Origin of the sequence: Enterobacter sp. HK-058-C-ECC (assembly GCF_047531125.1) — a bacterium.
Lineage (GTDB): Bacteria > Pseudomonadota > Gammaproteobacteria > Enterobacterales > Enterobacteriaceae > Enterobacter > Enterobacter quasiroggenkampii.
In genome coordinates, this window is sequence record NZ_JBLKCH010000010.1 from 62,263 (window position 1) to 83,860 (window position 21,598).

At 57.3% G+C, this 21,598-nt stretch carries 17 protein-coding genes; 11 read left to right on the forward strand and 6 right to left on the reverse strand.

What is annotated here, in order from left to right; genetic code table 11:
- Both tamB and tamA read right to left on the reverse strand, forming a co-directional pair.
- Positions 1–3,777: an autotransporter assembly complex protein TamB gene (gene tamB / locus ACMWJS_RS17980; RefSeq protein ID WP_414747372.1), complete on the reverse strand. Its 3,777-nt coding sequence runs from the start codon at positions 3,775–3,777 to the stop codon at positions 1–3.
- Positions 3,774–5,507, reverse strand: coding sequence for an autotransporter assembly complex protein TamA (tamA, locus tag ACMWJS_RS17985; RefSeq protein ID WP_045908043.1), 1,734 nt, complete (start codon positions 5,505–5,507; stop codon positions 3,774–3,776). The genes tamB and tamA overlap by 4 nt, the downstream gene beginning before the upstream one ends.
- A 224-nt stretch (positions 5,508–5,731) precedes the next feature.
- On the opposite strand from tamA, the gene msrA reads away from it, so the two are divergent.
- Positions 5,732–6,373, forward strand: coding sequence for a peptide-methionine (S)-S-oxide reductase MsrA (msrA, locus tag ACMWJS_RS17990; RefSeq protein ID WP_048027915.1), 642 nt, complete (start codon positions 5,732–5,734; stop codon positions 6,371–6,373).
- Here the strand turns inward: msrA and ACMWJS_RS17995 are convergent, their stop codons facing one another.
- Positions 6,374–7,432, reverse strand: coding sequence for a LacI family DNA-binding transcriptional regulator (locus ACMWJS_RS17995; protein ID WP_414747373.1), 1,059 nt, complete (start codon positions 7,430–7,432; stop codon positions 6,374–6,376).
- Positions 7,433–7,624: 192 nt separating this feature from the next.
- Between ACMWJS_RS17995 and ACMWJS_RS18000 the strand changes: the two genes are divergently transcribed.
- From ACMWJS_RS18000 to ACMWJS_RS18025, 6 genes are all read left to right on the forward strand, one after another.
- Positions 7,625–8,776: a Gfo/Idh/MocA family protein gene (locus ACMWJS_RS18000; RefSeq protein WP_414747374.1), complete on the forward strand. Its 1,152-nt coding sequence runs from the start codon at positions 7,625–7,627 to the stop codon at positions 8,774–8,776.
- A gap of 16 nt (positions 8,777–8,792) precedes the next feature.
- Positions 8,793–9,962 (forward strand): Gfo/Idh/MocA family oxidoreductase, encoded by a 1,170-nt coding sequence (locus ACMWJS_RS18005; protein ID WP_343666719.1) that lies wholly within the window; start codon positions 8,793–8,795, stop codon positions 9,960–9,962.
- Between the two features lie 11 nt (positions 9,963–9,973).
- Positions 9,974–11,041: a Gfo/Idh/MocA family protein gene (locus ACMWJS_RS18010; protein ID WP_167214269.1), complete on the forward strand. Its 1,068-nt coding sequence runs from the start codon at positions 9,974–9,976 to the stop codon at positions 11,039–11,041.
- Positions 11,042–11,053: 12 nt separating this feature from the next.
- On the forward strand, positions 11,054–12,076 hold the full coding sequence (locus ACMWJS_RS18015; protein ID WP_334762492.1) for a Gfo/Idh/MocA family oxidoreductase: 1,023 nt from the start codon (positions 11,054–11,056) through the stop codon (positions 12,074–12,076).
- 79 nt (positions 12,077–12,155) lie between these two features.
- Positions 12,156–13,703: an MFS transporter gene (locus ACMWJS_RS18020; RefSeq protein ID WP_045908036.1), complete on the forward strand. Its 1,548-nt coding sequence runs from the start codon at positions 12,156–12,158 to the stop codon at positions 13,701–13,703.
- 194 nt (positions 13,704–13,897) lie between these two features.
- Positions 13,898–15,235 (forward strand): hemolysin family protein, encoded by a 1,338-nt coding sequence (locus tag ACMWJS_RS18025; protein WP_008501429.1) that lies wholly within the window; start codon positions 13,898–13,900, stop codon positions 15,233–15,235.
- Between the two features lie 84 nt (positions 15,236–15,319).
- Here the strand turns inward: ACMWJS_RS18025 and ACMWJS_RS18030 are convergent, their stop codons facing one another.
- Entirely contained in the window at positions 15,320–15,526 is a 207-nt protein-coding gene (locus ACMWJS_RS18030) for a DUF1107 domain-containing protein (RefSeq protein ID WP_008501430.1), read from the reverse strand.
- Between the two features lie 324 nt (positions 15,527–15,850).
- Here ACMWJS_RS18030 and ACMWJS_RS18035 point away from each other — a divergent pair, with 324 nt between their 5' ends.
- Complete coding sequence (locus tag ACMWJS_RS18035) at positions 15,851–16,408, forward strand: YtfJ family protein (RefSeq protein WP_023617831.1); 558 nt, start codon at positions 15,851–15,853, stop codon at positions 16,406–16,408.
- Here the strand turns inward: ACMWJS_RS18035 and cysQ are convergent.
- Positions 16,402–17,142 (reverse strand): 3'(2'),5'-bisphosphate nucleotidase CysQ, encoded by a 741-nt coding sequence (gene cysQ, locus ACMWJS_RS18040; RefSeq protein ID WP_414747375.1) that lies wholly within the window; start codon positions 17,140–17,142, stop codon positions 16,402–16,404. The two genes, ACMWJS_RS18035 and cysQ, sit on opposite strands and share 7 nt — an antisense overlap.
- Before the next feature lie 190 nt (positions 17,143–17,332).
- Here cysQ and ACMWJS_RS18045 point away from each other — a divergent pair, with 190 nt between their 5' ends.
- Positions 17,333–19,276, forward strand: coding sequence for a bifunctional 2',3'-cyclic-nucleotide 2'-phosphodiesterase/3'-nucleotidase (locus tag ACMWJS_RS18045; RefSeq protein ID WP_248222641.1), 1,944 nt, complete (start codon positions 17,333–17,335; stop codon positions 19,274–19,276).
- Positions 19,277–19,367: 91 nt separating this feature from the next.
- On the opposite strand, the gene ACMWJS_RS18050 is transcribed toward ACMWJS_RS18045, so the two are convergent.
- On the reverse strand, positions 19,368–19,754 hold the full coding sequence (locus ACMWJS_RS18050) for a winged helix-turn-helix transcriptional regulator (protein WP_023331869.1): 387 nt from the start codon (positions 19,752–19,754) through the stop codon (positions 19,368–19,370).
- 84 nt (positions 19,755–19,838) lie between these two features.
- Between ACMWJS_RS18050 and ACMWJS_RS18055 the strand changes: the two genes are divergently transcribed.
- Both ACMWJS_RS18055 and ACMWJS_RS18060 read left to right on the forward strand, forming a co-directional pair.
- Positions 19,839–20,687 carry an SDR family oxidoreductase gene (locus ACMWJS_RS18055; protein ID WP_414747376.1) on the forward strand — a complete coding sequence of 283 codons (849 nt, stop codon included), beginning with the start codon at positions 19,839–19,841 and terminating at the stop codon, positions 20,685–20,687.
- 81 nt (positions 20,688–20,768) lie between these two features.
- Positions 20,769–21,593, forward strand: a complete 825-nt coding sequence (locus ACMWJS_RS18060; protein ID WP_045907981.1) for an AraC family transcriptional regulator — start codon at positions 20,769–20,771, stop codon at positions 21,591–21,593.
- The last annotated feature ends 5 nt before the right edge of the window (positions 21,594–21,598 follow it).

Here is a 21,598-nt window from a genome sequence, read left to right on the forward strand (position 1 = left end):
CTAAAACTCAAACTGATAGAGCAGATCAAGTGCCTGGTCTACGCCGGACACTGCTTCCAGATATAGCTTAGGCATCAGGCGATAGCGTAACGTGAGTGTTGCCAGTGAGTCAAAGATCCCCACACCATATTTTACCTGCAGACCCGGCAGTACATAGCCGCTGACCACCACCTGCGAGGAGTCGCCCACGCCCTGGGTGTCCAGCGCCAGATTGCTTACGCCGAACGTCTCGCCGATTTTACCCACAACCTGCCCACTTTGTGCAACCCCCAGCCCCACTAACATCGAGGTCATCGCCGCACTGTCGCTCTGACCGCTGTCGAGACCCTGTCCACGCAGCAGGTAAGAGAGGGCTTCCTGCTGGGACATCGCCGGGTCAGAGAAGATCTCCGCCTTCGGTTCGTCAGCAGAACCGGTGACGCGTACCCCAGCAATGACGTCGTTTTCCGTCGCTTCCGGGTTACGAATCGCTTCGATGTTGAGCAGGGGCTGATCCGGTGGACCGGAGAACAGCAGCTCGCCTTTACGGACAATCAAATCCTGACCATAAGCGTGGAAACGCCCTTCAGGAATATTGATTTGCCCGTTCAGGCCTAGCCCTTGTTTATCCTGCGCCACCTTCAGGTCGCCCGTAAGCCTCGCCTTCAGCCCAAACGCATCCAACCGCACGTTATTCCCCACGTGCACGATAAGGTTACTATTAATCGGTATGCCAGCGCTCTTCTGTTCGACAGGTTTCAGATTTTCATTGAGCATAACTTCATCACTTGAGACGCCGACCGCACTTTCCGGTACATCGTGAACCACGATGCGCGCCCACGGCACGTCGACGCGACCGTCAAGCGTGAAGAGGCTTGGCGTGGCTTCAAAGACCACATCAGGCGAGACGTCCAGACGCACCATCGGCGGTACGGTAATGCGCACCTTACTGCCTTTCGCGGCAATACGGGCGCGCCAGTTATCGAGCTGGCTCCAGTCCGCGTCGCCGTTCAGGTTGATTTGCCCTTGCTGCGTCAGTACCGAGCCGCTTAGCGTCGAGCTCATGCCGTTGAAGTTCATGGCGATCTGGCTGGGCTGCATGTCAAACGGCATAAAGTTGCCGTCAATATCCACGCCGCTGAGCCGCAGCTGGCCGAACAGCTGAGGGCTTTGTGCATTGCCCGCCAGGCGCAGGTTGGCATTCACCATGCCCTCGGCTTTTTCCCCGCGTGCGAAAATCGGGTTCACCATCGCCAGGTTGAAGTTGCGGATAGTGACGTTGCCGCCCAGATTTCGCCGTCCCTGTGGGTCGGTAATTTGAACCTTCCCGTCAAACTGACCGTTATTGGTAAGGCGTATCAGCCACCCCAGCTCTGCACGGTTGTTATGCAGGTCCGCGCTCAGGTTCAGGGTGTCGAAGGCCACCGGCAGCGGTGCGTCATTCACCTCCTGCGTCACCTTCACGTTACGCCCGGACAGCGTGACGCTACCCTGCGGCAGCCCCTCTTTGGTGGTGTCCCAGGCGACATCGGCTTTCCCACTGAAGACGCCGCTCGCCTGCGTGGTCTCCGGCATAAACGGTTTTAGCATCGCCAGATCGAAGCGGTTGAGGTTGATCTGCGCGCGCCCTTCCGCGCCCGCATCGATAGTCTGCGGCACGCACAGTTCCGCATTCGGGTTGGTCCAGCAGTGCGGCCCAATGCTGATCTTCTGCTCGGCGTTGCGGTAGTCCAGAGCAATGGCGCGCGACAGCGCCAGCGGCCCGACCGGCGTATTGAAACGGGTGTTATCCAGCGTCCCTTTCCAGCGCGCCTGTTTGCGGTCGAAGCTGCCGGTCAGGTGAAGCTGGCCGGAGACCGGCTCGCCCTGCACCCGTAGCTGCAGGTCGTGCTGCTTCTCGTTCCCTTTCGCGTCCAGGGTGACCAGGCTGATGTTCACGTCCGGCTGAGAAATGCGCTCCACGCGCAGGTTCAGGTTACCGCCGATCTGGTCGGTGGATTTCACATCCCCTTCCACGCGGACGCGGGCAACGCTCAGCTCTTGCCAGCGCAGGTTATTGGCGGTGATATCCGCCAGCAGCTGCGGTGCGTCTACCGTGCCGCGCACTTTCACGAGCCCCTTCGCCGTGCCGCCCAGACCCGGCAGGGCGTTATCCAGATTCGGCGCGTCGATGGTGGCATCCAGATTAAGATCTTTCACCCCCAGCTCGCCTTTGATATCCGCCGTGTTGCGCCCCAGGGCCACGTGCAGGCCCGGGATAACCCACTGCAGATAGCTGTTGCCTTTCACCGAGCCTTCAACGTTTACTTTGTTCTGCTTCACGTTCCCGGTGAGCTTGATCTCCGGCACGTCCATCTGCCACGTGCCGCCGTACAGGCTGCCGCGGGTTTTAATCAGGCCATCCAGCTTCGACGGCCAGTCCGGCACCTCTTTGGCGGTGTTAATGCCCGTCAGCTTCAGCTCGCCGCGCCAGCTGATCGCCTGCTGCCAGTCGAGCAGCGCGGTCAGCTCGGTTTTACCTTCCAGCGCCGCGACGGTCAGCTTGTCGAGGTTGACCTGCTGTTCGTTGCCCTTCGCATCCAGGGTGATGTTCGCGGGCGGCACGCCCTGCCCCTTCACCGCGGTGCGGAACGAGAGCGTGTAGTCGGTCATCTTGCCGCTCAGCTTCAGCTTCAGGTCATCGGCCTGGAACTGCTTTTCGCCGGTGAACGGCCAGGAAAGCTGCTTGCTGACAACCTCAAGATTGAGCGGCAGCCCGGCTTCCGCCAGCTGGGTTTGCGCACGCAGGGCCATATCCACCGGGCCGGAGAGATTCACGCCAACATCGAGCTTATCGCGCAGCGCCCCGCCCACCTTGACCTTCACTTTCTCGCCTTTCAGCGGGTCGATGTTCAGGGTGCTATTCAGCGTGATATCCACCGGCCAGCTGTCGCGCAGCAGGGCATTACCTGACGCATTCACCGAGCCCTGGTTGGTGTCGATATCCAGCGCGTCGAGCTTCATGTTGCCGTCAATGCTGCTGACCTTCAGCAGCATGTTATAGACCGTCAGGTCGGTATCGCCCGTCAGACGCAGCTGTTCGCCTTTGAATTCCTCAATGTTAAGGTTCAGCGGCAGATGAACGTCGGTCATTTCCGGCAGCACAGGCTTCGCGAAGAGGTCTTTCAGCGTTTCGCCCAGCGGCTTCTCTTCCGGCTGCGGGTTCTGGATCTTCGGCTCGACGATCTCTTCCTGCGCCACGTCGGCCACTTTCGGCAGCGCGATCAATAAGCCCTGCAGGGACGTTGGCGTCAGGGTGAGATTTTTCTCCTGCCAGCGCAGGCCGGAGGTGAAATCCATCACGGACACGGTGGTGTCGTCGATTTTGATATTGATGTTATTGAGCGCGACCCGATAAAGCGCGATCGGGTACGGCGTGGAGAGATTCAGCGGGCCGCTGTCCTCTTCTTCAACCGGCGCAGATTTCGGCATTTTCTTCGAGTCTATCGCCACGTTGACATCTTTTAGCGACAGATCGTTGACGCAGAGCTTGCTGTCCCGCAAACAGCCCAGCTTCACCGCCAGGTGAAACTCTCCGGCGTTAACCGCCACGCCCGGCTGCTCATAGCGGATGTTCTTCAGGCGCAGGTCGCGCCAGCCGCCCGTCACCTGGCCAATTTCCAGCCCCGGCACCCAGCGGTTCGCGGCGTTAAACAGCAGATGCAGCCCGGTCGTCGTTCCTACCAGAAACGCCACCGTCCCGAGCAGCAGCACGATAAAGATCAGCACTCCGAGGCTTATTTTCTTCCATAAACTCATAATTCAGGCCCCAGACCGATGTAAAACTGTAATCCGTGTTCATCTTTGTCACCCACCGGCACGGCGAAATCGAGCTTAATAGGCCCGACGGGTGACTGCCAGCGTACGCCGACGCCCGCGCCGGTTTTAAAGTCGCTGCGGCGGATATCGTTCACCGCTTCACCGCCGTCAACAAACATGGCGCCCCACCACTTTCCGCTGACGTTGTACTGGTACTCCAGCGAGCCCGTCGCCAGTTTTGACGCACCGGTCAACTGGCCCTTTTCGTTCTCAGGTGAGATCGATTTGTACTTATACCCGCGAATGCTGCGGTCGCCCCCGGCGAAGAAGCGCAGATCCGGCGGAACGCGCTCGAAGTCTCCCGTTTCTATCCAGCCGAGATTGCCGCGCATCACAAAACGATGTTTATCGTACAGCGTGCGGATCCAGACGTTTTGCGCCTGAAAGACGGAGAAGTCCACGTCGGAGCCCCAGGCGGTGTTGGAATAATCGATGGAGTAGCGCTGTGAGTCGCCCCAGGTCGGCATCAGGCCCCCGCGCGAGCGGGTACGGCTGATCATCACCCCCGGATAAAGCAGCATGGTGGTGTTGGTGACGTTAGCCTGGGTAAAGTGATCGAGGCTCCAGCGCAGGTTAATGGCGCGCTGCCAGCCGCTGGAGAGATCCCAGAAGCGGGAGACCGCAAGCGTCGTCGAGTCCTGCTCGGTGTCGTTCAAATCGGTGCGCTTAAAACCGCCCTGCAGAAGGTAATACTGCTCAAGCGGATTTTTCAGCAGCGGCATTTTGTAGCTGAAATCCAGCTGCTGCTCGGGCGCTGAGAGGCTCAGGCTGGTGGTCAGGCTGTGGCCGTACGAGTTCACCCACGGTTTTTTCCACGAGGTTTTCACCCGTGGCCCCACGTCCGTCGAGTAGCCCACACCGGTCTCAATGGTGTTCTCGGTGCGCGGCGAAACAACGCCATGCAGCGGCAACACCTTGGTTTTGCGTGACTTATCAAATTCCGGTGCGACAACCACGGAGTTAAACCAGCCGGTAGCGGAGAGGCGTCGGTTCAGCTCTCCGAGGTCGCTCGACTGGTAGTAGTCCCCTTTTTTGAAGGGCACGAGGTTTTGCAGATACTCTTCACGAATTTGCGAACCTTCGAACGTCACGTCGCCAAAGCGGTAACGTTCTCCGCTGTCGTAGTCGATATCCCAGAAGGCCTGACGTCGCGCCAGCGCAATGCCCAGCTGGCTTTTGTTGAACTGGCTGTCAAAGTAGCCCTTACGCAGGGAAACGCTGGTCAGCTCTTTTTTGAAATGATCGTAGTCGCCGTGGTTAAGCACGGTACCGATTTTCGGCCGCGTGCTGAGCAGGTCCAGGTAATCCCGGTCGGTACGCGCCCCGCCGCGCAGGATAACGTTCGTGCCGCCAATCAACACCGGCTCGCCCGGCGAAACGCGGGCAATAAGCACCTGGCGCCCCTTCTTTGGAGGCGGACGGAGGTCAAAATCAATGGTGGGTTCGTAATAACCCAGCGCTTTCAGCCCCTCGCGGATCGCATCATCGACGCGCGCGCGAAAACGCCGGTCCGGCGTCACCTCATCACTCTGGATGGTCGATAACTGCGCACGTACGTTTTTTTGTAGCGCCCCGGATAACCCCTCAACCTGCAAACGGACATTCGCCGCGCTGGCAATCCCGCTTGTCAGCAACACACTGACTAAACATAACTGGCGGATTTTTGTCACGTTTTCTCCTGAATATCCCTGTTTCCACCCTGGAAGCAAATGAAGTGCCGCTCCGCGGCAAAATACGGCCTGTTGGCCAAAAACCCGAATCGCGGGTTGAAAATGGGTGTAACACCCAAATATTTCTTATGATTAAATCTAGTCTCATTCAGCGCATTTATTGTGTTCAATTAAACGCTTCGTGACAACCTTAACTGAAACATCGCACCCCGGGAGGCCCCACCGTGAGTTTATTCGACAAAAAGCATCTGGTTTCACAAGCAGATGCATTACCGGGACGCAACACCCCTATGCCTGTAGCGACCTTACACGCCGTCAATGGCCATTCCATGACCAACGTGCCGGATGGCATGGAAATCGCCCTGTTCGCCATGGGCTGCTTCTGGGGCGTTGAGCGCCTCTTCTGGCAGCTGCCCGGCGTTTACAGCACGGCAGCCGGCTACACGGGCGGTTACACGCCGAATCCAACCTACCGCGAAGTCTGCTCCGGCGAAACCGGCCATGCGGAAGCGGTGCGCGTGGTCTATGACCCTGCGGTAATCAGCTACGAACAGCTCCTGCAGGTCTTCTGGGAGAATCACGACCCGGCGCAGGGCATGCGTCAGGGCAACGACCACGGCACGCAGTACCGTTCGGCTATCTATCCGCTCACCCCTGAGCAGGATGCCGCCGCGCGCGCCAGCCTGGAGCGTTTCCAGCAGGCCATGCGTGAGGCGGGCGATACGCGCGAGGTGACCACGGAAATCGCGACGGCGAAACCGTTCTACTACGCCGAGGACGATCACCAGCAGTATCTGCATAAAAACCCGTACGGCTACTGCGGCATCGGAGGCATCGGCGTTTGCCTGCCGCCACAGCTGGCCTGATTACTGATCCAGCGCCACGTGAGCCGCGTGGCGCGTGGCATTGCTGACCGAGCCGTAATCCATCACTTTGCCCTGCAACAGCAGGTTAAAGACCGGTGCCTGCGGTCGGTTGAGCCGCGTTTGCAGCAGATGGACGGCCTCAATACCCAGCTCGCGGCAGGGCACCGTCACGCCCGTGACCGGTTTTTCCAGACGGTGCGCTAAATTCCATGCAAAATCGGTCGTGATGAGCGAAATGTCTTCCGGAATGCGCAGCCCGTGTCGCGTCAACGCCCTTACCACCCCTTCCGTCATGCTGGTACTGTTCGGGAAAATCACCTCCGGCCACTGCGAGCGGTCATGATTCACTAACCACGCATCCAGCGCCTGCTCGGCCTCTTCTGCGGTAAACCACTCCGTCACGAGCAAATCGCGCTGGGGATCGAAGGCGACGTGAAAATGACGGTACGCCTCTTTGATGCCGTCCAGACGCGCGTACAGCGTATCCCGCCGCAGGCAGGTGAGCGTGAGCACGCGGCGATGCCCCTGCTCGAAAAGGTACTGCATGGTGGTGAAGCCGATCGCCCGGTGATCGGGTGACACGGAATCCAGCACCCGATCCCGGTCAACGGAATTAATCAACACGCAGGGCTTATTCAGGGTGCTTGCCAGTTTAAATATGGTGGAATCATCAGTGCCAATAATAATTATCGCGTTAATATTCTTATGGCTGGCCTTTTCCATAAAGACTTTCACATCGGCGTGCTGCTCTTCTAAACCACAGCACGTGACCCACACATTATGCCGCGCGCAGGCTTCAGCAATTCCTTTCGTCACTTCCAGATAAAAAATATCCCCGCGTCCCTGAAAGGTTCTTTCCGGTGCAAAAACAGCGATACCGTTAATGAGCAGTCTTCCGCTCGCCATAGACTCCAGCACACCGAGCTCCCGCGCGGTGCGAACGATCGCTTCCCTGGCTTTATCGCTGGTGTAAGACTTGCCGCTTAATACCCGCGAAACCGTGCTGACGGAATAGCCCGTCAGGGCCGCAATTTCCTCCATTTTTAACTTGCCCGGCATAGTGTGACCTCGCTCTCATTCAGTTTTTGCAAATATTTGCAGAAACAGTTCTTTGATTTTAAAACCAAATTTCAAAACGCCTGGAGATTACTTAATCACCTTGCGAGTATTCTCACAAAAACACATTGTCGCTACCGCTCCCCTTTCCTATTTTCCGGTCATCACTCATTTCAACTGAAATTAAGGTGTGACATGGAGAAGGTACGTTTTGGCATTATTGGAATAGGTAATATCGGTACGGTCCACGCGCGTTATTTACTGGCGGGTACGGTCAGCGACGCCTGCCTTGCCGCAGTTTGTGATAATGCGCCGGAAAAGCATCCGGCCATTCGCCAGCTGGTCGGCACCCTCCCCGTGTTCAGCGACGCGCAGGAGATGCTCCAGAGCGGGCTTATCGACGCGGTGATTGTCGCTACGCCCCACTACGAGCATCCGCGCCTGTCGATGCTGGCGATGCGCAACGGCATCCACACCCTGTGTGAAAAACCGGCGGGCGTGTATACCGCCCAGGTACAGGAGATGAACGCCTGCGCCCAGGCGTGCGATGTGGTGTTCGGCATCATGTACAACCAGCGCCCGAACCCGCTCTACCAGAAGGTGAAAGATCTGATCGACAGCGGCGAGCTGGGTGAGATCCGCCGCTCCAACTGGATCATCACCAACTGGTATCGCTCGCAGAGCTATTACAACTCCGGCGGCTGGCGCGCCACCTGGAAAGGAGAAGGCGGCGGCGTGCTGCTCAACCAGGACCCGCACCAGCTCGATCTCTGGCAGTGGCTGGTCGGTATGCCGGTCCGTCTGCGCGCGTTCTGCCAGTTCGGCAAGCATCGGGATATCGAAGTGGAAGACGACGTCACCGCCTACGCCGAGTATGCCAACGGTGCGACGGGCGTGTTCATCACCACCGTGGCGGAAACGCCGGGAACCAACCGGCTGGAAATCGTCGGCGATCACGGCAAGGTGGTCGTCGAAGAGGGCAAGCTGCGCTACTGGCGGCTGCGAGAATCTGAAACCGCCTTCAACGCCCGCTGGCAGAACGGTTTTGGTGAGCCTGAATGCTGGGAGGTCACGCTTCCCGTGGCCCCGGAATGCAGCGAACACCACGTCATTACCGCCAACTTCTGTGCCGCCATCCTGCGCGGCGAGCCGCTCATTGCGCCGGGTCTGGAAGGGATCCACGGGTTGACGCTCTCCAACGCCATGCACCTCTCCACCTGGACGGACGACTGGGTCGAGTTCCCGCTCAACGAAAAACAGTATCTGCGCCTGCTTCAACAACGCATCAGCACCTCAGTGGCTAAAGAGACAGCCAGCGTCACGCTGGACGCCTCAGGCACCTGGTAACTCCGGAGAAGAATCAATGTTAAATGTCGCTATTGTGGGAACAGGGAATATCTCGCACAACCATATTCAGGGCTATTTGCAGTTTGGCCAACGCTGCCGGATCGTCGCGCTGGTTGATATTTATCCGGAAAAAGCCCACGAGAAAAAAGCGCGCTACGGCCTGACGGACGCACGCGTGTATGACAGCCACCAGCAGATGCTGGCGTCAGAGCCGGATATCGATATCGTCGACGTCTGCACGCCGCCCTACGTCCACGCAGAGATCAGCATTGATGCCCTGAACGCGGGCTGCCACGTGCTGTGCGAAAAACCGATGGCCGCCTCGCTGGAGGAGTGCGACGCGATGATCGCCGCACAAAAGGCCAGCGGCAAAACGCTCTCCATCATTGCCCAAAACCGCTTTACCGATGCCTTCTGGCGCTTAAAAGCAGCGCTGGATTCGGAGCTTGCGGGCAAGGTTTGCCACGCGCAGGTGGACTCCTTCTGGTGGCGCGGACACTGCTACTACGACCTGTGGTGGCGCGGCACCTGGGAAAAAGAGGGCGGCGGCTGCACCCTTAACCACGCGGTTCACCACATCGACGCCATTCAGTGGATGCTGGGCTTTCCGTCCGAAGTGGTGGCGATGATGACCAACGTGGCGCATGACAACGCTGAAGTCGAAGACCTTAGCGCCGCGATCTTCAAATACCCCAGCGGTGCGCTCACCCAGCTTACCGCCTCGGTCGTGCACCACGGGGAAGATCAGAAAATCATTATTCAGGGTGAGAAGGCGCGCATCTCCGCGCCGTGGCAGGCCTTTGCCAGCGTCAGCGCCGACAACGGCTTCCCGCAGGAAACCCACGACCAGCAGCGCGAAGCGCAGCTCGACGCGGTGTTTAAGCAGACGCCGAAGCTCGAGTGGACGCTGCACGCCGGGCAGATTAATGACCTGCTTTCTGCCATCGAGCACGGCACGGCACCGTTAGTGGATGGGTTACAGGGCAAACGCTCGCTGGAACTGATCGCCGCGATCTATAAATCCGCCATTACCCGCACCGTGGTCTCGCTGCCGATTCAGCGCGACGACCCGTTTTACCGTACCGGTGGGACGAGCGCCCTTGCTCCCCGTTTTTATGAAAAATCCGCAAGCGTCGCCAACTTCAGCGAAGTGGGTGCGATTCCCCTTGGCAAAGACCTGGATTAAGGAGTGACACCATGAACAAAAATGACGGAATGAACTACGCGCCGGTGGGTAAACCTCAGCCGGTTGTCCGCGAGGGGGAGTTTGTTTTTGCCGCTGCCGCGCTCGACCACGGCCATATCTACGGCATGAGTAACGGCCTGATTGAAGCCGGGGCCACGCTGAAGTGGGTGTACGACCCCGATCCGGCAAAAGTGGATAAATTTATCCAGCAATACCCGCAGGTCAACGTGGCGGAGTCGCTGGAGGTGATACTCAACGACGACGAAGTGCGTCTGGTAGCCGGTGCGGCCATCCCGTCTGAGCGCTGCGCGCTGGGGCTGAAAGCGATGGCGGCCGGCAAGGACTACTTCACGGATAAAGCCCCGCTCACCACCCTTGAACAGCTGGCGGATGCCAAAGCGATGGTTGAGAAAACCGGCCGGAAATACGCCGTGTACTACAGCGAACGTCTCCACGTGGAGAGCGCGGTGTTTGCCGGACAGCTGGTGCAGCAGGGGGCCATTGGCCGCGTCGTCCAAACCCTGGGGACAGGCCCGCACCGGGAAGGGACCGGCCGCCCGGACTGGTTCTACGATCGTCGCTACTTCGGCGGCATTCTGTGCGACATCGGCAGCCACCAGATTGAGCAATTTCTGTTTTACACGGGCAACCATAACGCCACCGTGGTCGCCAGTCAGGCACGCAATTTCAACCATCCGCAGCATCCGGCATTCGAAGATTTCGGTGACGCAACAATCAGGGGCGAAAACGGTGCCAGCGGTTATTTCCGCTGTGACTGGTTCACCCCCGACGGACTCTCAACCTGGGGCGATGGACGTCTGACGCTGCTCGGCACCGACGGGTATATCGAGATCCGCAAATATGTCGATCTCACCCGCGGCGAGCAGGACGTGGTTTATCTCGTCAATAAGGAGGGGGAATTCCGCTATCCGGTCGCCGGACAGGTCGGATTCCCGTTCTTTGGCGAACTGATCCTCGACTGTCTGCATCGTACCGAAAACGCCATGACGCAGGCGCACGCCTTCAAAGCGGCCGAGCTCTGCGTGAAGGCCCAGATGCTGGCCAACGCGACGGAATAACGGGAGGCGACAATGACGATCCTGAACACGGCGGTTATCGGTGCCGGAGCGATTCACGGCTGCCATGTGAATGCGTTGCGCCTGCTCCCCAACGTCGCGCTACGCGCGCTGGTCGACATCGACAGCGTCAAAGGGCTGGAGCTGGCAATGCGCTATCAGTGCCGCTTCTATCAGGATTACCGGGAAATGCTGCTGGATGATGCCATCGACGTGGTCCACATCTGCACGCCGCATTTCGAGCATAAAAGCATGATCCTGGCGGCGCTCGCCGCCGGGAAGCATGTTTTCTGCGAAAAACCGGTGGGCATGAACAGCAGCGAACTCGTGGATATCACCCGCGCCACCGAACAGGCGTCGGGTCTGCTCGGCGTGTGCTACCAGAACCGTCTCAACCCCACCAGCCTGCGCATTCGCCAGATGCTGGAGGAGGGCGGGCTGGGAAAAATGCTCAGCATTAAGGCCGTGCTGACGTGGTCACGCTCGGGCGCATACTACACCGAAAGCCCGTGGCGCGGGCGGCTGGCAACGGAAGGTGGCAGCCTGCTGATCAACCAGGCCATTCATACCCTCGACCTGATGCAGTGGTTCGCCGGTGGCGTAACGCGCGTGAAAGGGGTGGTGGACAGCGGCGAGCTGGCGGACGTGACCGAAGGGGAAGACAGCGCAATGGCCACGCTGCACTTTGCCAACGGCTCACGCGGCCTGTTTTACGCCAGCAACTGCAATACCACCGATTCCCCGCTTCTGATGGAGATCCACTGCGAACAGGGCTCGCTGCTGCTGCATAACAACGTGCTCTGGTGCATCGCCCGCGGCGAGCGCCTCAGGCTGGCCAGCGATGACTCTCCCGACGGCTCGGTCAAAAGCTACTGGGGGCTGGGGCACGAGCAGGCGATCCGCCGGTTTTATCACGCAATTACCCACCCGGGGCACACGGATTACACCAACATCCGTGAAGCCGGACATTCACTCACGCTTGTGGAGGCTATTTACCGCTCATCTCAATTAAGACAATGGATAGATATCAATAACTAGAACGTAATTTGTATTCCAGCACTCAATAAAAAAACGACCCGAAAAACGGGTTAATCATTACCCTACACTGGATTTTATTATGGTCAAACCAACTGAACGTAGAGTGGGTTATGGCGTAGCACTCGGCTACGGCGTAACCGATCTTTTTGGCGGAGGCGCTTTCGCCATTATCGGCACCTGGCTGTTATTTTTTTACACCACCTATTGCGGACTCTCGGTCATTGAAGCGGGATCAATATTCGCCATTGCCCGCGTGATTGATGCGCTATTAAGCCCGATAATGGGTTATATCACCGATAACTTCGGGGATACCTGGCTCGGGCGTAAATTTGGCCGTCGCCGCTTCTTTTTATTACTCAGTTCACCGCTCATGTTTTTGTATGCCCTGCTGTGGCTGACGGACATGGGTTACTGGTACTACCTGGGCACCTACCTCTCTATTGAGCTGCTGTCGGCGATGGTGCTGGTTCCCTGGGAGACCCTGGCGGCTGAAATGACGAACCGGTATGAAGAGCGTAGCCGCCTGTCCGGCGTGCGGATGATCTGCTCCCAACTGGGCGGTTTTCTTGCGGTATCCGTTCCCGGGGTGATTATGCAGTTCACGGGGAAAGATAATCCGTTTACCTATACCCTCACCGGGCTGATATTTTCCTGCGTGTTCTGCCTTGCGGTATTTATTACCTGGTACACCACCTGGGAAGCGAAGGATGTGCAGCAGGAATCCAGTTTTAAAGTGGATAACCAGCGCAGCGGCGGGCTACTGAATCACCTGAAATATCTGGTGCTGGATCTCTTTTCCTCCTTCCGTATCCGCGCGTTCCGCCTGCATATTATTATTTATATCTTTTCGTTCACGGCGATGGACGTGTTCGGTTCGGTGTTTACCTATTATGTCGTGTACTGTCTGAGCCAGGATGCGGCTGCGGTATCCGGCTGGCTGAGCATTGCGGCCTTCGCCTCGGTACCCGGCACCTATGGGTTTATGCTGTTGCTGAACCGGCTGAACGTCACGCCGTCTGCCGCCCTGCGGCTCTCCTACGGCTGTATCTTCCTGGTGCTGGCCTTCCTGTTTACGGTCTACCTCACCAAAACGCAGGTACCGACGCTGCTATTCTCCGCGGTCTTTATTCTGCTCGGTGCCGCCCGCTCTGGCCTCTACTATATTCCGTGGAATATCTACAGCTTCATTCCGGATATTGACGAGATGGTGACCCAGCAGCGCCGCGAAGGGATTTTTGCCGGGGTGATGGTCCTGACCCGCAAGAGCACCGTGGCGATTGCCATCATGATTATTGGCCTGGTGCTGCAGGAATCCGGCTTTGTGAAGGGCAGCGGCGCACAGCCTGAAAGCGCGCTGGGGGCGATTATCGGCCTGATGATCTTCGCCACGGCAGCTCTGCTGGCGGTAAGCTTCTTCACCACCTACAGGTTCAAGCTCACCCGTGAGACGCACAAGCTGCTCCTCAAGGAGATTGCGCGCCGTAAGCTGGGTGGCGATTACCGCGACTGCGACGCCAGCACCCGCGTGGTGATCAAACAGCTCACGGGCTATGAATACGATCAGGTATGGGGAGGCGATGCCACCCGTCGGGCGGTGGGCGATGTCCGCCTGTCTACCGTGAAATAACGCGATGTACCGGACAGCGCCCGCTGTCCGGTCTGTTTTATGCCAAAAATGTGACCTCTGGCAGATTTACATCTCTTTACGCTATACTACCCGCTGAAATAATCGGCTCAACGCTACGAGCTGGTGTTCAATGTGTTTCCACACAAATGGTATCAACTCCCCTTCTGAGGATCTGGCGAGAAGCCGGATAAACTATGTTAAACAGTATTTTAGTAATACTTTGTCTGATTGCCGTCAGTGCATTTTTCTCGATATCCGAGATCTCGCTGGCCGCGTCCCGTAAAATCAAACTGAAGCTGCTTGCCGACGAAGGCAACATCAACGCCTCACGCATTCTCAAAATGCAGGAAAACCCCGGTACGTTCTTTACCGTGGTGCAAATTGGTCTGAACGCGGTAGCCATCCTGGGTGGTATCGTGGGCGATGCGGCGTTTTCCCCGGCGTTTTATAGCCTCTTTGCGCAGTACATGTCCGCCGAACTGGCCGAACAGCTGAGCTTTATCCTCTCCTTCTCGCTGGTGACCGGGCTGTTCATCCTCTTCGCCGACCTGACCCCGAAACGCATCGGTATGATTGCGCCAGAAGCTGTAGCTTTGCGTATCATCAACCCGATGCGCTTCTGCCTGTTCGTGTTCCGCCCGCTGGTGTGGTTCTTCAACGGCCTGGCAAACGTCATTTTCCGCATCTTTAAGCTACCTATGGTGCGTAAAGACGACATCACCTCTGACGATATTTATGCGGTCGTGGAAGCCGGCGCGCTGGCCGGGGTGCTGCGCAAGCAGGAACATGAGCTGATTGAGAACGTATTCGAACTGGAATCCCGTACCGTGCCCTCTTCCATGACGGGCCGTGAAAGCATTATCTGGTTCGATTTACATGAAGATGAGCAGAGCCTGAAGAACAAAGTGGCGCAGCATCCACACTCTAAGTTCCTGGTCTGTAATGAAGATATCGACCACATCATCGGTTACGTCGACTCCAAAGACCTGCTGAACCGCGTGCTGGCGAACCAGAGCCTGGCGCTGAACAGCGGCGTGCAGATCCGCAATACCCTGATTGTGCCGGACACCCTGACGCTCTCAGAAGCGCTGGAAAGTTTCAAAACCGCCGGGGAAGACTTCGCGGTGATCATGAACGAATACGCGCTGGTGGTGGGTATTATCACCCTCAACGACGTCATGACCACGCTGATGGGCGACCTGGTAGGCCAGGGGCTGGAAGAGCAGATTGTTCAGCGTGACGATAATTCATGGCTGATTGATGGCGGCACGCCGATTGAAGACGTGATGCGCGTGCTGGATATCGACGAGTTCCCGCAGTCCGGAAACTACGAAACCATCGGCGGCTTTATGATGTTTATGCTGCGTAAAATCCCGAAACGCACCGACTCGGTGAAGTTCTCCGGCTACAAGTTTGAGGTGGTGGATATTGATAACTACCGCATCGACCAGCTGCTGGTGACGCGTATCGACAACAAACCGACCGTACTGGTGCCGAAGCTGCCGGATGCGGAAGAGAAGGTGTCGGCGTAACGTTCTGGCCCCCACAAACATCAACGGCTCCCATCGGGAGCCGTGGGCCGTCTTTTTATCTACTACTACTGCATAGCACGTTGGTTAAGCCATCTCAGTTTGCAGACGCATAACCTGACGGTTGACTTCGGACATCACAGACAGGTGCTGTTTGTCCTTCACTTTTGGGACAAGGATTTTGCCCTTATCAAACTCAAAAGCGCCAACATCCTTGATGTACAACCGTCCACGGAACAGGATCTTCACGTACTTCGCCACCTGAAGCGGGTTGTAGCGTTGGAAAATTTTCATTCTTGTATCTCCTGCGAATCATACGCTCTTGCGGTGCCACAATCGGCCCGACTGTCCTGAGCGCAAATTTTAATGCCCAATGACTATAGACCAGAACTACGGTGTTACCCAGTGTGCATAAGTTTATTTACCGTTTGATTACAATTATTCAGAATAATCTTTGCAAAGCGTGACTGAGCGCAGTATAAGCCGTCGTTTTTTCATGGATATGTGCGTTCACCCGCAAACTGGCATCGGGATTGCGGGAAAACCACATTGATCGCACTTATCATTAAAAGCGTATGACCAAGTGGTCGGATCACCTGCAAACAATAAGGAAACGCCATGACCCTACGTAATATCCTTGCAGCAGCCTGCCTGCTGCTGCCCCTGTGGGCGAGTGCTCACAACATTGAAAAAGGACAACGTGTACCGCCAGTCGGCATTGCTGACCGGGGAGAATTGATTCTCGACAATGATAAGTTTAGCTACAAAGCCTGGAATAGCGCGCAGCTCGCGGGCAAAGTGAGAGTTGTACAACATATTGCCGGTCGTACATCTGCAAAAGAGAAAAATGCCAGCCTGGTGGAAGCGATCAAGGCCGCAAAATTCCCACACGACCGCTACCAGACCACCACGATCGTGAATACCGATGACGCCATTCCGGGTTCCGGGATGTTTGTGCGCTCAAGCCTTGAGAGCAATAAAAAGCTCTACCCGTGGTCGCAGTTTATTGTCGACAGCAACGGCGTCACCCGTAAGGCCTGGCAGCTGGAGGAAGAGAGCTCCGCGATTATCGTGCTGGATAAAGAAGGTCGCGTACAGTGGGTGAAAGACGGGGCGCTGACCCAGGAAGAGGTGCAGCAGGTTGTCGACCTGCTGCATAAGCTGCTGGCTCAATAAATAGAGACGCGGAAGCCGGGGTTGAGGAAGGATTCGCGCGGGGTGTAGTCCAGTGGCTTGCCCTGCCAGTCATGAACATGCGCCCCGGCGGCCGCAGCAACGGCATGCCCGGCGGCGGTATCCCAGACGTTCGTCGGTCCAAAGCGGGGATAGAGCTGAGCCTGTCCTTCCGCCACCAGGCAGAATTTCAGCGATGAGCCAATCGAGGTGGTCTGGTGTTCACCCAGCTGCTGCAGGTACTCCTGCAGCTCGCTGTCGTTGTGCGAGCGGCTAATCACCACCAGCGGCGGACGCGCATCGCGCACCTGGATCTGCTTGCGCACGCCGCACTCTTCTTTCCACGCCTTCCCTTCTGCAGCACTGTACATCACCTTCATGACCGGCGCGTAGACCACGCCCAGCACCGCTTTACCCTTCTCAATCAGGGCGATATTGACGGTGAATTCACCGTTGCGCTTGATGAACTCTTTTGTCCCGTCCAGGGGGTCCACCAGCCAGTAACGCTGCCAGTGCTGGCGTTCGTCCCAGCTTTGCGGCGCTTCTTCTGACAGGACGGGGATGTCCGGCGTTAAGGCCTGTAACCCTTTCAGGATCACCTTATGCGCCGCGATATCTGCCGCCGTGACCGGAGAGTCGTCCGCTTTGCTGACGACCTCCATAGGTTTAATACCGTCATACACCTGCATGATGGCATCTCCCGCATCCCGTGCGAGCTGACAAATTTTATCTAGCATTTTCCACCTCTTTGTTAACGCAGTGAGGTTAACTCTTTGTTTTAGTTATATCGTAATGTGAACAATTCCGCTATCTGTGAAGCAATTCCGGTTTCAGGTTGCTTTTTTCTGTCAGGATTCACATTTATGTAAGCAACGCGTTATAGATACATACTCTTTTGTGGCCTGGATCGAAAAAAGGACTCTTCTGATGATTAAGTTTAGCGCAACGCTCCTGGCGACGCTGATTGCGGCGAGCGTGCAGGCAGCGACGGTCGATTTACGTATTCTGGAAACGACCGATCTGCACAGCAACATGATGGACTTCGATTACTACAAAGATACCCCGACGGAAAAATTCGGACTGGTACGCACGGCAAGTTTGATCAATGCCGCACGTGGCGAAGTGAAAAATAGCGTGCTGGTCGATAACGGCGATCTTATTCAGGGCAGTCCGCTCGGGGATTACATGGCGACCAAGGGGCTGAAAAAAGGCGAGATCCATCCTGTTTATAAAGCGATGAACACTTTGGACTATACCGTCGGTAACCTTGGCAACCATGAATTCAACTACGGTCTGACATACCTGCACGATGCCCTTGCAGGTGCAAAATTCCCGTACGTTAACGCCAATATCATCGACGTTAAGACCCAAAAACCGCTCTTTACCCCTTACCTGATTAAAGAGACCGAGGTTGTCGATCGGGACGGGAAAAAGCAGACGCTAAACATCGGCTATATCGGTTTTGTCCCGCCGCAGATCATGACGTGGGATAAGGCCAACCTCGACGGTAAGGTGACCGTTAACGACATCACCGAAACCGCGCGCAAATACGTGCCGGAAATGCGTGAGAAAGGCGCCGATCTGGTGGTCGTTGTCGCCCACTCGGGTCTCTCCGCCGACCCGTACCAGGCCATGGCAGAAAACTCCGTTTACTACCTGAGTGAGGTTCCGGGCGTCGATGCGATCCTGTTCGGCCACGCCCACGCGGTCTTCCCGGGCAAAGACTTCGCCAGCATCAAAGGGGCGGATATCGGGAAAGGCACGCTCAACGGCGTGCCGTCGGTGATGCCGGGCATGTGGGGTGACCATCTTGGCGTAGTGGATCTGGTGCTGAATAACGACGGCGACCGCTGGAAGGTGACGCAGTCAAAAGCCGAAGCGCGTCCGATCTACGACGCGGCAGCAAAAAAATCACTGGCGGCGGAAGATAAAAAACTGGTCGACGTGCTGAAGCACGATCACGACGCCACGCGCGAATTCGTCAGCAAGCCGATCGGTAAATCCGCCGACAACATGTACAGCTTCCTGGCGCTGGTGCAGGACGATCCGACCGTCCAGGTCGTCAACATGGCGCAGAAAGCCTATGCCGAACACTTTGTGCAGGGCGATCCGGATCTGGCGAAGCTGCCGGTCCTGTCGGCCGCTGCGCCATTCAAAGTGGGCGGACGTAAGAATGACCCGGCAAGCTATGTTGAGGTCGAAAAGGGCCAGCTCACCTTCCGTAATGCCGCCGATCTCTATCTCTATCCGAATACGCTGGTAGTGGTTAAAGCCACCGGGAAAGAGGTAAAGGAGTGGCTGGAGTGTTCTGCCGGACAGTTTAACCAGATTGACCCGCGCAGCAGCAAGCCGCAGTCGCTGATTAACTGGGACGGCTTCCGCACCTACAACTTCGACGTGATCGACGGCGTGAACTACCAGATTGACGTCACCCAACCGGCGAAATATGACGGTGAATGTCAGGCGATCAACCCGCAGGCGGAGCGCATTAAAAACCTGACCTTCAACGGCAAGGCGATCGACCCGAATGCCACCTTCCTGGTGGTGACCAATAACTACCGTGCCTACGGCGGTAAGTTTGCCGGTACGGGAGATAGCCACATCGCCTTTGCCTCGCCGGACGAGAACCGCTCGGTGCTGGCGGCGTGGATCAGCGCGGAGTCGAAAAAGGCCGGCGAAATTCATCCGGCGGTGGATAACAACTGGCGTCTGGCGCCGATCCACAGCGATACGCCGCTGGATATCCGTTTTGAAACGTCACCGTCCGACAAGGCAGCCGCGTTTATCAAGGAGAAGGCGCAGTATCCGATGAAGCAGGTCGCGACGGATGATATTGGGTTCGCGATTTATCAGGTGGATTTAAGCAAGTAGCGGCGATTGTGCCGGGTGGCGGCTTCGCCTTACCCGGCCTACCCGTAGTTACACATCCCGTAGGCCCGGTAAGCGAAGCGCCACCCGGCTTTTACGCCGCGCGATCGTCCCTGTTCGCCATCACCTTCGGCGTATTCACCTCAATCCAGTCAGCCAGCGCGGCGACTTTTTCGCTGACCTCGATACCCATCGGCGTCAGGCTATACTCTACATGCGGCGGCACGACCGGATACGATACGCGATCGACAAACCCGTCCTGCTCCAGCGCCTGAAGCGACTGGGACAGCATCTTTTCGCTCACCCCACCCATTTTACGGCGCAGATCGCTAAAGCGATGCGTACCCTGGCGCAGCGCCAGCAGAATCAGTACCCCCCAGCGGCTGGTAACGTGTTTGAGCACCTCTCGTGAAGGGCACTGTTCCGCGAAAAGATTGCCATCGCGCATTTGCTCGCTGAGCGTCGGTATCGTTGTTTTCATACTTACCTTTTTGTACGTACTTACTAAAAGTTAGCTATGGTGCTAGTGTGCCACAACACCAGACAAACACGAAGGAGATTCATCATGATCGCGATTACCGGCGCCACCGGCCAGCTTGGCCATCTCGTTATCGAACAGCTGTTGAAAACCGTACCGGCTAACCAGATTGTGGCTATCGTACGTAACCCGGCGAAAGCGCAAGCCTTAAGCCAGCAGGGAATTGTGGTTCGTCAGGCGGACTACACGGATGAAGCCGCCTTCGCCGCCGCGCTGAGCGGCGTGGATAAGCTGCTGCTGATCTCGTCCAGCGAAGTCGGCCAGCGCGCAACCCAGCACCAGAACGTGATTAACGCCGCCAAAACGGCAGGGGTGAAATTTATCGCCTACACCAGCCTGCTGCATGCGGATACCTCACCGCTCGGCCTGCACGTTGAACACGTGGCCACTGAAAAAGCGCTGGCGGCGTCCGGCATTCCTTATGCCCTGCTGCGCAACGGCTGGTATACCGAAAACTATCTGGCGAGCGCGCCGCCTGCGCTGGAACACGGCGTGTTTATTGGTGCTGCAGGCGAGGGTAAAATTGCCTCTGCCACCCGCGCAGACTATGCCGCGGCGGCAGCCAAGGTGATCGCTGAAGAGGGCCATGCGGGCAAGGTATATGAACTGGCGGGCGACCACCGCTGGACGCTGAGCGAACTGGCGGCTGAACTCAGCAAACAGAGCGGGAAGCCGGTCACCTACCAGAATCTCAGTGAAGCGGATTTTGCCGCCGCGCTGAAGAGTGTCGGCTTGCCTGCCGGTCTGGCCGATATGCTGGCGGACTCCGATGTCGGGGCCTCCAAAGGCGGGCTCTTTGACGACAGCCATACGCTGAGCAAACTGATCGGACGCGCCACCACGCCGCTGGCGCAGAGCATTAAAGACATCCTGTAATTGTTACGGGATGGTTATTTTTTGTGGCATCCCCTCTGGTCATCTTTGATAATGAAAAGATGACCCACGAGGAGGCTTACCGTGCAAGGCGTACCGGAACAGTTTAATGATGAAAGAGACAGCGCGCGCTTTCGCCACCTGGCGCAACTGCCGGGCCTGGAGCTTTATCATGCCCATATTTCTGACTACGCCTTTGAGCCTCACACCCATGAAGCCTTCGGGATCGGCACGATTGAAACCGGTGCCGAACGTTTTCGCTATCGCGGTAGCCAGCATCTCGCGGCGGAAAAATCCGTCGTTACCATGAACCCGGACGAGATCCATACCGGCGAATCCGCCACCGAGGGCGGCTGGCGCTACCGGATGGTCTATATCGAACCCGATCTGCTGGAAGAGGTGACCGGTCTGCGGCACTGGTGGTTCAGCGACGTGACCCGTCATGACCCATTGCGCTCGCAGCAAATTGGCAGGCTTATTTACGGCTTGTGGCACACGGACGATCCACTTGCGCAAAAAGGATTACTGCTGGATCTGATTGAGACCTTCCAGCCGTTTGCCCATCACGCGCCGCGGGTTCAGGAAGGCGCGCACCGCTTCGAACGGGTACGCGAGTACCTGCACGACAACTATATGCGCGCCCTGACGCTGGACGAGCTGGCCGGCGTCGTTTCACTCAGCCCATATCATTTCCAGCGCCAGTTCAAAGCCCATTTTCACGTGACGCCGCATCAGATGCTGATGGCCATTCGCCTCTGGCGCGCCAAAGCGTTCCTCACCCACGGCATGCCCGCCGCAGAGGTTGCCGCCGCAACCGGGCTGACCGATCAGTCGCATCTGACCCGCGCGTTTACCCACCGCTATGGCATTACCCCCGTTCGCTACCAGAAGCAGGTCACCCGGCGCTAATGCGC

What these genes read in the sequence shown, in the direction of transcription:
- ACMWJS_RS18010 (WP_167214269.1), top strand. Translation starts at nt 9,974, where the DNA reads ATGAACAAAAATGACGGAATGAACTACGCGCCGGTGGGTAAACCTCAG.
- ACMWJS_RS18000 (WP_414747374.1), top strand. Translation starts at nt 7,625, where the DNA reads ATGGAGAAGGTACGTTTTGGCATTATTGGAATAGGTAATATCGGTACG.
- ACMWJS_RS18020 (WP_045908036.1), top strand. Translation starts at nt 12,156, where the DNA reads ATGGTCAAACCAACTGAACGTAGAGTGGGTTATGGCGTAGCACTCGGC.
- ACMWJS_RS18050 (WP_023331869.1), bottom strand. Translation starts at nt 19,754, where the DNA reads ATGAAAACAACGATACCGACGCTCAGCGAGCAAATGCGCGATGGCAAT.
- ACMWJS_RS18005 (WP_343666719.1), top strand. Translation starts at nt 8,793, where the DNA reads ATGTTAAATGTCGCTATTGTGGGAACAGGGAATATCTCGCACAACCAT.
- ACMWJS_RS18045 (WP_248222641.1), top strand. Translation starts at nt 17,333, where the DNA reads ATGATTAAGTTTAGCGCAACGCTCCTGGCGACGCTGATTGCGGCGAGC.
- ACMWJS_RS18015 (WP_334762492.1), top strand. Translation starts at nt 11,054, where the DNA reads ATGACGATCCTGAACACGGCGGTTATCGGTGCCGGAGCGATTCACGGC.
- ACMWJS_RS18030 (WP_008501430.1), bottom strand. Translation starts at nt 15,526, where the DNA reads ATGAAAATTTTCCAACGCTACAACCCGCTTCAGGTGGCGAAGTACGTG.
- tamB (WP_414747372.1), bottom strand. Translation starts at nt 3,777, where the DNA reads ATGAGTTTATGGAAGAAAATAAGCCTCGGAGTGCTGATCTTTATCGTG.
- cysQ (WP_414747375.1), bottom strand. Translation starts at nt 17,142, where the DNA reads ATGCTAGATAAAATTTGTCAGCTCGCACGGGATGCGGGAGATGCCATC.
- ACMWJS_RS18035 (WP_023617831.1), top strand. Translation starts at nt 15,851, where the DNA reads ATGACCCTACGTAATATCCTTGCAGCAGCCTGCCTGCTGCTGCCCCTG.
- ACMWJS_RS18055 (WP_414747376.1), top strand. Translation starts at nt 19,839, where the DNA reads ATGATCGCGATTACCGGCGCCACCGGCCAGCTTGGCCATCTCGTTATC.
- ACMWJS_RS18025 (WP_008501429.1), top strand. Translation starts at nt 13,898, where the DNA reads ATGTTAAACAGTATTTTAGTAATACTTTGTCTGATTGCCGTCAGTGCA.
- ACMWJS_RS17995 (WP_414747373.1), bottom strand. Translation starts at nt 7,432, where the DNA reads ATGCCGGGCAAGTTAAAAATGGAGGAAATTGCGGCCCTGACGGGCTAT.